This window comes from Rubrivivax gelatinosus, from assembly GCF_016583785.1.
GTDB lineage: Bacteria > Pseudomonadota > Gammaproteobacteria > Burkholderiales > Burkholderiaceae_C > Rubrivivax > Rubrivivax gelatinosus_B.
In genome coordinates, this window is record NZ_NRRU01000033.1 from 37731 (window position 1) to 49606 (window position 11876).

At 72.4% G+C, this 11876-nt stretch carries 13 protein-coding genes and 1 pseudogene; 9 read left to right on the plus strand and 5 right to left on the minus strand.

What is annotated here, in order from left to right; genetic code table 11:
* Positions 1–3: 3 nt before the first annotated feature.
* The gene (gene ypfH / locus CKO43_RS10685) at positions 4–711 is read right to left on the minus strand and encodes an esterase (RefSeq protein WP_200378615.1); all 708 of its coding nucleotides are present in this window, start codon (positions 709–711) and stop codon (positions 4–6) included.
* Between the two features lie 84 nt (positions 712–795).
* A complete protein-coding gene (locus CKO43_RS10690; RefSeq protein WP_200378616.1) occupies positions 796–3972 on the minus strand; it encodes an error-prone DNA polymerase in 3177 nt (1058 codons plus the stop codon).
* A gap of 156 nt (positions 3973–4128) precedes the next feature.
* On the opposite strand from CKO43_RS10690, the gene CKO43_RS10695 reads away from it, so the two are divergent.
* A complete protein-coding gene (locus CKO43_RS10695; RefSeq protein ID WP_200378617.1) occupies positions 4129–4584 on the plus strand; it encodes a DUF2721 domain-containing protein in 456 nt (151 codons plus the stop codon).
* A gap of 63 nt (positions 4585–4647) precedes the next feature.
* On the plus strand, positions 4648–5151 hold the full coding sequence (locus tag CKO43_RS10700; protein ID WP_200378618.1) for a cupin domain-containing protein: 504 nt from the start codon (positions 4648–4650) through the stop codon (positions 5149–5151).
* A 292-nt stretch (positions 5152–5443) separates the two neighbouring features.
* Here CKO43_RS10700 and CKO43_RS10705 read toward each other — a convergent pair whose 3' ends face one another.
* The 3 genes from CKO43_RS10705 to CKO43_RS10715 form a co-directional block, all read right to left on the minus strand.
* Entirely contained in the window at positions 5444–6166 is a 723-nt protein-coding gene (locus CKO43_RS10705) for an amino acid ABC transporter permease (protein WP_200378619.1), read from the minus strand.
* Between the two features lie 4 nt (positions 6167–6170).
* Positions 6171–6929, minus strand: coding sequence for an amino acid ABC transporter permease (locus CKO43_RS10710; RefSeq protein ID WP_200378620.1), 759 nt, complete (start codon positions 6927–6929; stop codon positions 6171–6173).
* 92 nt (positions 6930–7021) lie between these two features.
* Positions 7022–7834, minus strand: a complete 813-nt coding sequence (locus CKO43_RS10715) for an ABC transporter substrate-binding protein (protein ID WP_200378621.1) — start codon at positions 7832–7834, stop codon at positions 7022–7024.
* A gap of 182 nt (positions 7835–8016) precedes the next feature.
* Here CKO43_RS10715 and CKO43_RS10720 point away from each other — a divergent pair, with 182 nt between their 5' ends.
* The 7 genes and pseudogenes from CKO43_RS10720 to CKO43_RS10750 form a co-directional block, all read left to right on the plus strand.
* Complete coding sequence (locus CKO43_RS10720; RefSeq protein WP_200378622.1) at positions 8017–8589, plus strand: GNAT family N-acetyltransferase; 573 nt, start codon at positions 8017–8019, stop codon at positions 8587–8589.
* Positions 8586–9284, plus strand: a complete 699-nt coding sequence (locus tag CKO43_RS10725; protein WP_200378623.1) for an HAD family hydrolase — start codon at positions 8586–8588, stop codon at positions 9282–9284. The genes CKO43_RS10720 and CKO43_RS10725 overlap by 4 nt, the downstream gene beginning before the upstream one ends.
* A gap of 120 nt (positions 9285–9404) precedes the next feature.
* A complete protein-coding gene (locus CKO43_RS10730; protein ID WP_200378624.1) occupies positions 9405–10040 on the plus strand; it encodes a glutathione S-transferase family protein in 636 nt (211 codons plus the stop codon).
* Positions 10041–10049: 9 nt separating this feature from the next.
* Entirely contained in the window at positions 10050–10463 is a 414-nt protein-coding gene (locus CKO43_RS10735) for a GNAT family N-acetyltransferase (protein WP_200230431.1), read from the plus strand.
* A 12-nt stretch (positions 10464–10475) separates the two neighbouring features.
* Positions 10476–10943 carry a GNAT family N-acetyltransferase gene (locus CKO43_RS10740; RefSeq protein ID WP_200378625.1) on the plus strand — a complete coding sequence of 156 codons (468 nt, stop codon included), beginning with the start codon at positions 10476–10478 and terminating at the stop codon, positions 10941–10943.
* Positions 10944–11043: 100 nt separating this feature from the next.
* Positions 11044–11379: a YnfA family protein gene (locus tag CKO43_RS10745; protein WP_200230435.1), complete on the plus strand. Its 336-nt coding sequence runs from the start codon at positions 11044–11046 to the stop codon at positions 11377–11379.
* 103 nt (positions 11380–11482) lie between these two features.
* Positions 11483–11876, plus strand: a pseudogene (locus CKO43_RS10750) (alpha/beta hydrolase); the annotation flags it as partial.

The following is an 11876-nucleotide window of genomic DNA, read 5'->3' on the forward strand; positions in this document are numbered from 1 at the left end:
GCTTCAGTGCAGGGTTTCGTCGTCGTCGTCGCGCAGCACGCCGGCCGGCGCCGCGCCCATCGCCTCGGCCCAGGTGCGGGCCGGGATGTGGTGGCGCAGGCGGTAGATCGCGCGCTCGAGCAGCGCCGGGTGCAGCGTGTGGCCCAGGCCATCGGCGAGGTCCAGCGTCGCGTCGCCGCCGAGTCCGGCCAGCGTGTCGAAGGCACGCTGGGCGTGGGCAGCGTCTATCACCGCGTCGGCGCTGCCGTGGAAGAGGTGCAGCGTCGTCAGCCGCGGCGCTTTGGCCGGCAGGCGCGCGAAACGGCCCGAGAACGCCAGCACACGGCCGGCCAGACCGTCGCACTGGGCAGCGGTCTCCAGCGCAAGGATCGCGCCCTGCGAGAAGCCGGCGATCGCCGTCGCCTGCGCGCCGACACCGAGCCGGCGCTGTTCGGCACGCACCCACTGCCACAGCGGCGGCAGCGCCTCGGCCACACGCTCCGGCCGGTTGGCCTCGTCCACGCCCTGGACCGAGAACCACTGGCGGCCGGCAGTGCCGCCGTCGAAAGGCAGCGGCGCGTCCGGCGCCAGCAGCGCGGCCTGAGGGAATTCGTCGCGCAGCGCCTGGGCGAGCGGGGCCAGCGCTGCGCCGCCGGAGCCGACGCCGTGCAGCAGCAGCACGAGTTGCTCGGGTGCCCCGGTGGCAGGCAAGGATTCGATCGCGAGATGCATGGCGTAATTGTCGGTGTTGTGCGCCGCCGCGGCAGACCGGCGGCGTGATGCCCCGGCGCGGCGATGCGGCACGCGCCGCGCCCTTCAGCGAAAGTCGCGGCTGCGCGCCGCCAGCCCCTGCAGCAGTGCCGAGTGGTCGACGAGGCGGCGCGCGACCAGGTGGCGCACCTCGCCTTCGCGCTGCCAGATGCCGTAGACCGTCAGCAGCGTGCTGCCCAGCAGCGCCTTGCGCTGGGCTTCGGCGACCGCGGGCCAGACGATGACGTTGACGCTGCCGGTCTCGTCCTCGAGCGTGACGAAGACCACGCCCTTGGCCGTCTCCGGGCGCTGGCGGTGCGTGACCAGGCCGCTGGCGCGCGCCAGCCGGCCCTGCGGGTAGTCGCGCAGCCGCGCCGCCGGCTCGACCTTGAAGGCCGCGAGTTCGGCGCGCAGCAGCGACAACGGGTGCCGCTCCAGGCTCAGGCCGGTGCTGCGGTAGTCGGCCAGCACCGACTCGGCCGCGCCCGGCGCCGGCAGCGCCACCGCGGCCTCCTGGGTGCGCGTGGCCTGCAGCAGCGGCGTCGCCCGGGTGTCGACACCGGCCACGGCCCAGGCCGCCTGGTGGCGGTCGCCGGCCAGCGGGGCCAGCGCGCCGGCGTCGGCCAGCAGCGTCAGGCAGCGGCGGTCGAGCCGGGCGCGGCGCGCCAGGTCCTCGGGCGAGGCGAAGGACCCGCCGGCCGCGCGCGCGGCCACCAGCCGCTCGGCCGCGTCCTGCGGGAAACCGCCGACGCGGGCCAGCCCCAGCCGCACCGCGCGCAGCCCCGGCGGCGCGCCGGGCGCTGGCGGCGTTTCGTCCTCGAGGCTGCAGTCCCAGCCGCTGCGGTGCACGTCGACCGGACGCACGGCGACGCCGTGTTCACGCGCGTCGCGCACCAGCTGCGCCGGGGCGTAGAAGCCCATCGGCTGGCTGTTCAGCAGCGCGGCGAGAAAGGCGTCGGGGTGGTGGCGCTTGATCCAGGCGCTGGCGTAGACCAGCAGCGCGAAGCTGGCGGCGTGGCTCTCGGGGAAGCCGTATTCGCCGAAGCCTTCGATCTGCTTGAAGATGCGTTCGGCGAACGCGGGCTCGTAGCCCTTGGCGACCATGCGTCCGACCAGGCGCTCGTGGAAGGGGCCGAGCCCGCCCTTGCGTTTCCAGGCCGCCATCGCGCGGCGCAGGCGGTCGGCTTCGCCGGGCGTGAAGTCGGCGGCCAGGATCGCCAGCTGCATCACCTGCTCCTGGAAGATCGGCACGCCCAGCGTGCGCTCCAGCGCCTGCCGGACCTCGTCGCTGGGGTAGTCGACCGGCTCCTCGCCGCTGCGCCGCTTCAGGTAGGGGTGGACCATGCCGCCCTGGATGGGCCCCGGGCGCACGATCGCGACCTCGATCACGAGGTCGTAGAAACGCTGGGGCTTCAAGCGCGGCAGCATGCTCATCTGCGCCCGGCTCTCGACCTGAAAGACGCCGACGCTGTCGCCGGCGGACAGCATGGCGTAGACCGCCGGGTCCTCGGCCGGGATCTCGTGCAGCGCCAGCGCCGCGCCGCGTTTGGCGCCGACGAAGGCCAGCGCACGCCGCAGCGCGCTCAGCATGCCGAGTGCCAGCAGGTCGACCTTCATCAGCCCGAGCGCGTCCAGGTCGTCCTTGTCCCACTGCACGACGCTGCGCTCGGCCATCGCCGCGTTCTCCACCGGCACCAGCTGCGAGAGCTCGTCGCGCGCGATGACGAAACCGCCCGGGTGCTGGCTCAGGTGGCGCGGGAAACCGATCAGCTGCGCGGTCAGTTCGACCCACAGCCGGCACAGCGGCGCCGCCGGGTCCAGCCCCTGCTCGCGCAGGCGCTCGGCGTCGATGTTGCGGCCGTCGAACCAGTGCTGGCTGCGTGCGACGGCTTCGATGCGCTCGAGATCGAGCCCGAGCGCACGGCCGACGTCGCGCAGCGCCGAACGCGGCCGGTAGCGGATGACGACGCCGGTGAGCGCCGCGCGGTGGCGGCCGTACTTGCGGTAGACGTACTGGATGACGTCTTCGCGGCGCTGGTGCTCGAAGTCGATGTCGATGTCGGGCGGCTCGTTGCGTTCGGCGCTGATGAAACGTTCGAACAGCAGCGTCGAGCGCGCCGGGTCGACCGCGGTCACCTCCAGGCAGTAGCAGACCGCCGAGTTCGCGGCGCTGCCGCGGCCCTGGCACAGGATGTCCTGGTCGCGCGCCCAGTGCACGATGTCGGCCACGGTCAGGAAATACGGCTCGTAGCCGAGCTGGGCGATCAGCGCGAGTTCGTGTTCGATCTGCGAGCGCACCGCCGGCGGCACGCCGGCCGGGAAACGCCGGCGCGCGCCGGCTTCGGTCAGTGCGCGCAGCCAGGAGGTCGGCGTCTGGCCCTCGGGCACGATCTCGCGCGGGTATTCGTACTTCAGCTCGTTGAGCGAAAACGCGCAGCGCCCGGCCACCGCCAGCGTCGCGTCCAGCCATTCGGGGCGGTAGAGCGCCGCCAGGCGCTGGCGCGAGCGCAGGTGGGCCTCGGCATTGGGTTCGAGCTCGAAGCCGCAGTCGGCGACCGGGCGCTTGAGCCGCGTCGCCGTCAGCACGTCGAGCAGCGGCTTGCGCGAGCGGGCGTGCATCAGCACGCCGCCGGCGGCGACCACCGGCAGCCCGGTGTGCGCGGCGACGCGGCTGACGGTGTCGGCGAGTTCGGCGTCGTCGGCGTGGTGCAGCAGTTCGAGCACGATCGCCGCGCGCTCCGGGCCGAACCAGGTCTTGAGCCAGAGCGCGTGTGCGAACACCGTCTCCAGCGGCTGCGCCGCGTCGGGCACCAGCAGCGCGAAGCAGTCGGGCAGGCCGGCGAGCATCGGCGCGGTCGCCACCCGGCCTTCGACGTCGTGGCGCCAGGCCCGGTACTGCCCCTTGTCGGCCCGCCGGCGCGCGACGGTGATCCAGTGCGACAGGTTGCCGTAGCCGCGGCGCGACTGCGCCAGCAGCACCAGGTGCGGCTCGTCGCCGGGCTCGGCTCCCTCGGGCGACGACAGCCGCATCTCGCTGCCGACGAGCAGGCGCAGGCCCAGGCGCTCGGCTTCGGCGTGCGCGCGCACGATGCCGGAGAGCGAACACTCGTCGGTGATCGCCAGCGCCGCGTAACCCAGCGCATGGGCGCGCGCCACCAGTTCCTCGGGGTGCGAAGCGCCGACGAGGAAGCTGAAGTTGCTGCGGCAGTGCAGCTCGGCGTAGGGAGGCAGGACGTCGGACACGGCGGCGGCGCCGAAGCGGCGCGATGACTGTGCTTTTATACAGTATCACCATCGCGCTGCGCCCGCGGCCGCGAGGGCCACCCCGGCGCCGGCCGGAACCCGGATACTCGGCACCGACTCCCGCTCCACGCCGCGTCCCGGCTGCCATCCCTCACCATGCTCGACCCGACCGTCACTCTCGGCGACGTGCCGCACGCGATCCAGCTGGCGCTGGCGCCGGTGTTCCTGCTGACCGGCATCGCCGGCATGCTCAACGTGATGGCCGGGCGCCTGGCCCGCATCATCGACCGCGGGCGCAAGCTGACCGAGACCGCCTTGCCGACCCAGCCCGAGCGCCGCCGGCTCGTCGAGCTGGAACTGGCGACGCTGGAGCGCCGGCGCCGCTTCGCCGGGGCCGCGATCACCGCCTGCGCCAGCGCCGCGCTGCTGGTCTGCACCGTGATCGCCGCGCTCTTCGTCGAGGTCTACCTGCAGATCAGCCTGCGCGGCGTCGTCGGCATGCTGTTCACCGGCTCGACGCTGGCGCTGCTGGTCGGGCTGGCCTACTTCCTGCGCGAAGTCCACCTGGCGACGCAGACGGTGCGCATCACGCTGCAGCTGCCGCCGCAGTAGCGCGCGGCCGCGGTCTATGCTGTCGGCATCCGGGCCGCCGGTGCCCGCCCCAGGAGCCCCGCGATGCCGACCCGCGCCGAAGAACTGGCCAGCCGCCTGATCCGCAACCTCGACGCGGTCGAGATGCAGAGCTACCGGCGCGAGCCGCTGTACGCCGGCCGCTGCGCGCGCCTGGCGCCGGGCACCGCGGCGCGCAAGCTGGGCGCGTCAATCGACATCATCGAGCCCGGCCAGCGCGCCTGTCCCTACCACCTGCACCACGCGCAGGAGGAGATGTTCGTCGTACTCGCCGGCAGCGGCACGCTGCGTGTGGCCGGCGAACTGCTGCCGCTGAAGACCGGCGACGTGGTCTTCATACCCGCCGGGCCCGAGTACCCGCACCAGATCATCAACAGCGGCGAGGCGCCGCTGAAGCTGCTGTCGGTGAGCACGATGGAGTCGCCCGAGATCTGCGAGTACCCGGACTCGGGCAAGTACCACGCGAGTGCCCGCGACGAGCGCGGCACGCATTTCGACGCGATCGCGCGCGGCGGCGAGACGCTCGACTACTGGGAAGGCGAGCCCTGAGGCGGCTCAGCCGCGCGGCCCCGGGCCGCTGAATTCGCCACCCCCGCCAGGGCCGCGAGGGCCACCACCACCGGGCCCGCGACCGCCCGGCCCGGGGCCGAAAGGCAGGATGCAGCAGCCTCCGAGCGCCACCGCGAGCAGCACGAGCACGAGCAGGCGTACGCCTCGAACCGGTTTCATGCGGAACTCCGTCCACGCGGGTTGGAGTCCCGCGCCTGTACGGTCAACGCCGCAAGGCCGGCAGCGGGTGGTATCGGCAGGGTAAAGAAACGCTGCCCGCGGCGCCGCCGTGTCAGCCCGCCGCTGCCAGGCGCCGTTCGTGGCGCGCCTGCCGGGCTTCGGGGCTGCCGGCACGCGCGGCGGCGCTGGCCGCCCAGTCGAGCGCGCTGCACAGCAGCCAGTAGACGCCGCCGACGAAGAGGAAGACCTCGGTCGGATGCACCATCACCCGGGCGTTGACCTGGGTCGCCAGGAACGAGAGCTCGCCGACGCCGACGATGTAGGCCAGCGAGCTGTCCTTGATCAGCGTGACCCACTGGTTGATGAAGGACGGCAGCATCATGCGCAGCGCCTGCGGCAGCACGATGTGGCGCAGCGCGCCCCAGCGCGTAAAGCCCAGCGCCAGGCCGCAGACCCACTGCTCGGAGCCGACGCCGCGGATGCCGGCGGCGACGCCGTGCGCCAGGTAGGCGCCACCGACCAGCGCCAGCGCCGCCATCACCGACAGCACGCCGGGCACGTCGAGACCCAGAACGATGGGCAGCAGGAAGTAGGTCCAGAAGATCAGCATCAGCACCGGGATCGCGCGCAGGAAACCGAGCACGGTGCTCAGCAGCACGAGCGCGACGCCGTCCAGCATCACCAGCAGCACGCCCAGGCCGAGCCCGAGCAGTGCCGACGCCACGCCCGAGCCGGCCGACAGCAGCAGCGTCAGCAGCGCGCCGCCGGGCGGACCGTCGGGGAAAGTGCCCCACAGCAGGTAGCCGAGGTCGTCTTGCAGGAAGGAGAAGTCCATGGCCTCAGCTCCCGGCGGCAGCGAAGCGGCGCTCGCGCCGGCGCTCCAGCCACTGGCCCAGCACCTGCAGCACGGCGATGGCGACGATGTAGAGCAGCGTCGCGACGCCGTAGACCTGGAAGGTCTTCCAGGTCTCGGCCTCGGCCTGGCGCGTGCGGTAGGACAGCTCCAGCAGCCCGATCGCCATGCCCAGCGAGGTGTTCTTCAGGATGTTCATGTACTGGCCCAGCAGCGGCGGCAGCGCGATGCGCAGCGCCTGCGGCAGCACGACGTGGCGCAGCACCTGCAACCGCGTCAGGCCCAACGCCGTGCCCGCCAGGCGCTGGCTCGCCGGCACGCCGCGCAGGCCCGAGCGGATGTCCTCGCCGACGTAGGCGGTCGAGTAGAAGACCAGGCCGACGGCGGCGGCCAGGAACTCGAACGAAGGCCAGCGCAGCGGCACGACACCGCCCAGCGCCAGCTCGTGCACGCCGTTGAGCCAGGGCAGCAGGCCTTCTGGCAGCAGCGCCGGCAGGCCGAAGTACCAGAAGAACAGCTGCACCAGCAGCGGCGTGTTGCGGAACAGCGAAAGGTAGACGCCGGTGGCGCGTGTCAGCGCCGGCCGGCCGCTTTCGCGCGCGGCGGCGACGAAGACACCCAGCAGCGTCGCCACGACGACGACGATGGCCGTCGTCCACAGCGTCACCCACCAGCCGTCGAGCAGCCAGCCCAGGTACTTGGGCGCCAGCAGTTCCTGGCGCAGCGCGGGGGGAATCCAGTCCATCCGGAAAGCCGAAAGCCGGGGACCGGGCCCGGCCGCATGACATCGCGGCCGGCCCCATCCCCGGCGGGTTCAGTGCGGCGGTTTCGCCGGGCTCAGCTCTTGTCGCCGATCTTGAAGATGCGCTTGAGCGGCGTCTTGGTCTTGGGGCCGAACCAGGCGTCGTAGATGCTCTGCGCGCGGCCGCTGGTTTCCAGCTCGACCAGGGTCTTGTTGACGAACTCGGTGAGCGCGGTCTCGCCCTTGGGAATGCCGACGCCGATGTAGTCCTGCGAGATCGCGAACGGCGGGATCTCGTATTTGTCGCGGTCGGGCACGTTGGCCAGCAGGCCGATCAGCTTCGGGCCGTCCTGCGAGATCGCCTGCACGTTGCCGTTGCGCAGCGCGGTGAAGGCGAACGGGGTGTCGTCGTAGGCCACCAGCGTGGCCTTCGGGTACTTCTCGCGCAGCTGGATCTCGTTGGTCGTGCCCTTGTCGACGCCGATGCGCAGGCCGCTCAGCTGATCCGGCGACTTCAGCGTGCCCTTCTTCGCGATGAACTGGGTGCCCGAGGCGAAATACGGGATGCTGAAATTGACGACCTTCGCCCGCTCCTCGGTGATGGTGAAGTTGGCGAACACCAGGTCGACCTTGTTCGAACCCAGCAGCGGAATCCGGTTGGCGGGATTCGTCGGCACGATCTCGAGTTTCACCCCGAGTTTCTTCGCGAATTCCTGGGCGTAATCGACGTCGAGCCCGACGATCTTCTTCGTCTTCGCGTCGACGAAACCGAAAGGCGGATTCGCGTCGAAAGCGGCGACGCGCACGACGCCGGCCTTCTTGATGTCGTCGAGGCGGTCGGCCCAGGCGCCGGTGGCGGTCAGGGCAAGGGCGGCGAGCAGCAGTGCCGGCGGACGCTTGAGATTCATCGTGTAGTTCTCCTCAGTTTCGCAACCGGGCCTCGACGAACTTGTCTAGACGGGGCTGCGCCTAATAATCGTAAACCCTGATTACGAGCGTTCAATATACGATCTGCGCATATCGATGTGCCCGATTGGAGGCAACGCGCCGACCGTGCCCTAGCATCGACAGCCCGGCCACGACACGCACGATGACGACGACAGCCCCGTTCCCGACCCTCGAAACCCCGCGCCTGCTGCTGCGCGAGATCACAGCCGACGACGCCCCGGCGCTGCTGGCGATCCACGGCGACGCCGAACACATGAAGTGGTTCGGAACCGAGCCGCTGACCGAGCTGGCGCAGGCTCAGACCCTGGTCGAGACCTTCGCCGGCTGGCGCCGCCAGGCCAACCCGGGAACGCGCTGGGGCCTGGTGCGGCGTGCGGCACCCGAGGCCGGGCTGATCGGCAGCTGCGGCCTCTTCGCCTGGAACCGCAGCTGGCGCAAGTGCACGCTCGGTTACGAGCTGGCGCCGCAGGCCTGCGGCCAGGGGCTGATGCTGGAGGCGCTGCAGGCGGTGCTCGCCTGGGGGCACGAGTCCATGCAGCTGCACCGCATCGAAGCCCAGGTGCACGAAGACAACCGGGCGTCGCGCGCGCTGCTGGCGCGGCTCGGTTTTGCCGAAGAAGGCCGGCTGCGCGAAGTCGCCTGGTGGGGCGGCCGGCCGCACGACCTGCTGATGCTGGCGCGCCTGGCCGGCGACGCCGGGGCCGGCGCGCGATGAGCGCCACCTACGCCGCTGCGCTGTTCGACATGGACGGCCTGCTGCTCGACACCGAGCGCACGATCATGGCCTCCTGGCTGCGCTGCGCGCGCGAGCGCGGCGTGACGCTCGCCGAGGCCCATTACCTGCAGATCGTCGGCCTGAGCACCGCCGAGTCGGACGCGCTGCTGATCGGCTGCTTCAGCGACGAACGCTGCTTCGCCGAGGTGCGCGAGCGCGTCGCGCAGGAACTCGAGCAGCGGCACGCGCAGCCCGGCAGCGGCTGCAAACCCGGCGCCGCGGCGCTGCTCGAAGCCCTGGCGCGCCACGGCGTGCCCTGTGCCGTCGCCTCGTCGTCGGCGCAGGCCGAGATCGACGCGCGGCTGCGGGCCGCCGGCCTGCGCCAGCATTTCAGCGCGATCGCCGGCGGCGACGAGGTCGCACGCGGCAAACCCGACCCCGCGGTCTACACGCTGGCGGCGCAGCGCCTGGGCGTGCCGGCAGCGCGCTGCATCGCCTTCGAGGACAGCCGCAACGGCGCGCATGCGGCGCTGGCCGCCGGCGCCGATGTCGTCGTCGTGCCCGACCTGGTGCCGCCCGGCGCCGAACTGGCGGCGCGCTGCGTCGTGGTGCTGGACTCGCTGGAGCAGGCGCTCGACCATCTGCCGCGCTGGTTCGCGACGGCGCCGGCAGCGATCCGCGCCACCTGCCCCTGAACACGCCCGGCGCGGTATCAAACGCCGTGGCCCGCGCCGCGGCCCGGCGATGCCGGCGCGCCGGCATGGGTCAGCACCACCGGCTTAGAGTCGGGGCCCCTTCACAGAGGAGAGGCCCGGATGAAGCTGATCGGCATGCTCGACTCCCCCTACGTGCGCCGCGTCGCCGTTTCGCTGCAGCTGCTGGAGCTGCCGTTCGAACACCAGTCGCTGTCGGTCTTCCGCGGCTTTGCCGAGTTCGAGCGCATCAACCCGGTCGTCAAGGCGCCGACCCTGGTCGCCGACGACGGCACGGTGTTGATGGACTCGACGCTGATCCTGCAGTACGCCCAAGCGCTGGCGCGGCCGCGCACGCTGCTGCCGGCCACGCCGCAGGCGCTGGCGCACGAGCTGCGGCTCACCGGCCTGGCGCTGGCGGCGATCGAGAAGAGCGTGCAGCTGGTCTACGAACGCGGGCTGCGCCCGGCGGAGAAACAGCACGAGCCGTGGATCACGCGTGTCACCGGCCAGTGGCTGGCGGCGCTGGGCCAGATCGAAGCCGAACTGGCCGCCACGCCGCTGCCCTGCACGGCGGACACGATGCGCCAGTCGGGGCTGACGATCGCCGTCGGCTGGGAGTTCATGCGCCAGACGCTGCCGCAGGACCTGCCGGCCGCACGATTCCCGCAGCTGGCGGCGCTGTCGGCCGCCGCCGAGGCGCTGCCCGCGTTCCAGGCCGCGCCGCACGGCGACGGCACGGTGCGGCGCCTGGGCTAGATTCGGCGCATGGAACTGCGCTGCACCGATCAGACGCCCTCCGCCGCCGCCTTCAAGACGCTCTACGACAGCACCGGCTGGGGGCCGCGTGAACGCGGCGAGCCGTTTTATGCCGAAGCGCTGGCCGGCTCCTGGTGCTGCTGTGCCGTCTGGCACGGCGACACGCTGGTCGGCTTCGGCCGCGTCATCTCCGACGGCCGGCTGCACGCCTTCGTCACCGAGATGATCGTCGAGCCGGCCTGGCAGCAGCGCGGTGTCGGCCGGACGGTGCTGCAGGCGCTGCTGGCGCGCTGCCAGGCCGCCGGCATCACCGACATCCAGCTCTTCTGCGCCGAAGGCAAGACCGGTTTCTACGAACGCCACGGCTTCGTGGCGCGCGCGCCGTCGCGGCCGGGCATGCAGTACGTGGCGGACGCCACCTGAGACCCGAACACCATGACGCACGAACTTCGAATCGAAGCCGACGACCCGGCGCGCGCCGACGTGCGCGCGCTGCTCGAAGAACACCTGCGCGACATGCACGCTCTGTCGCCACCCGAAAGCGTGCACGCGCTCGACGTCGGCCGGCTGCAGCGGCCCGACATCACGTTCTGGAGCGTGCGTGACGGCGACACCCTGCTCGGCTGCGGCGCGCTGCGTGAAATCGACGCCGCGCACGGCGAGATCAAGTCCATGCGCACGCCCCAGGCGCAGCGCCGCCGCGGCGCCGGGCGCGCGATGCTGCAGCACATCCTGGCCGTCGCGCACGAACGCGGCTACCGGCAACTGAGCCTGGAGACCGGCTCGCTGCCGGCCTTCGTGCCGGCGCAGCGCCTGTACACGAGCGTCGGCTTCGAGCCCTGCGGTCCGTTCGGCGACTACCGGCCCGACCCGAACAGCGTCTTCATGACGCTGCGGCTTTGAACGCGCGGACGATGCCGCCACGGGCTGGCGCGCACGCACGCGCCGGGCGCCCCGCGGCCCTAGGATGCGGCGTCCAACGCCCATCACGCCCGCCGCCCGCATGAACCTGTTCACCACCGCCGGCCTGTTCGTCGCCACCGCGCTGATGGAGATCACCGGCTGCTTCCTGCCCGCGCTGTGGCTGCAGGGCCGCGTCGGCGCCTGGGTGCTGCTGCCGGCGGCCGCGGCGCTGGCCGCCTTCGTCTGGCTGCTGACGCTGCACCCGGCGGCCTCGGGCCGGGTCTACGCGGCCTATGGCGGCGTCTACGTCGCCACCGCCGTCGGCTGGCTCTGGGCCGTCGACGGCGTGCGCCCGTCGGCCTGGGACCTGGCCGGCTCGGCGATCGCACTCGTCGGCATGGCCGTGATCGCCTACGGCTGGCGCCAGCAGGCTTGAGGCGCGGCTCCCCCGCCGGACGGAAGCCGCGGCGCCAGCCGGGGCCGAGCTGCGGCGGCCGCGCGTAGGCTGCGGCCGCCACACCATCACCCACGACGACACCATGCACCTTGCTGCGCTCGCCCTCGTCCTGGCGCTGCTCGCCGGCTCCACCTACGCCGCCGACGAAGCGGCGCAGCTCGCCACCGCCAGCGGCACGCTGCAGGGCACGCTGACGCTGCCGGCCCGGGCGGCACCACGGGCACCGGTGGCGCTGCTGATCGCCGGCTCGGGCCCGACCGACCGCGACGGCAACACGCCGCTGGCCGCCGGCCGCAACGATGCGCTGAAGCTGCTGGCGCAGGCGCTGGCCGACGGCGGCGTGGCCTCGCTGCGCTATGACAAACGTGGCATTGCCGCCAGCGCCGGCGCCGGCAGCGACGAGTCCAGCCTGCGTTTCGACGACTACGTCGACGACGCCGCGGCCTGGGCCGCGCAGCTGGCGCGCGATCCGCGAC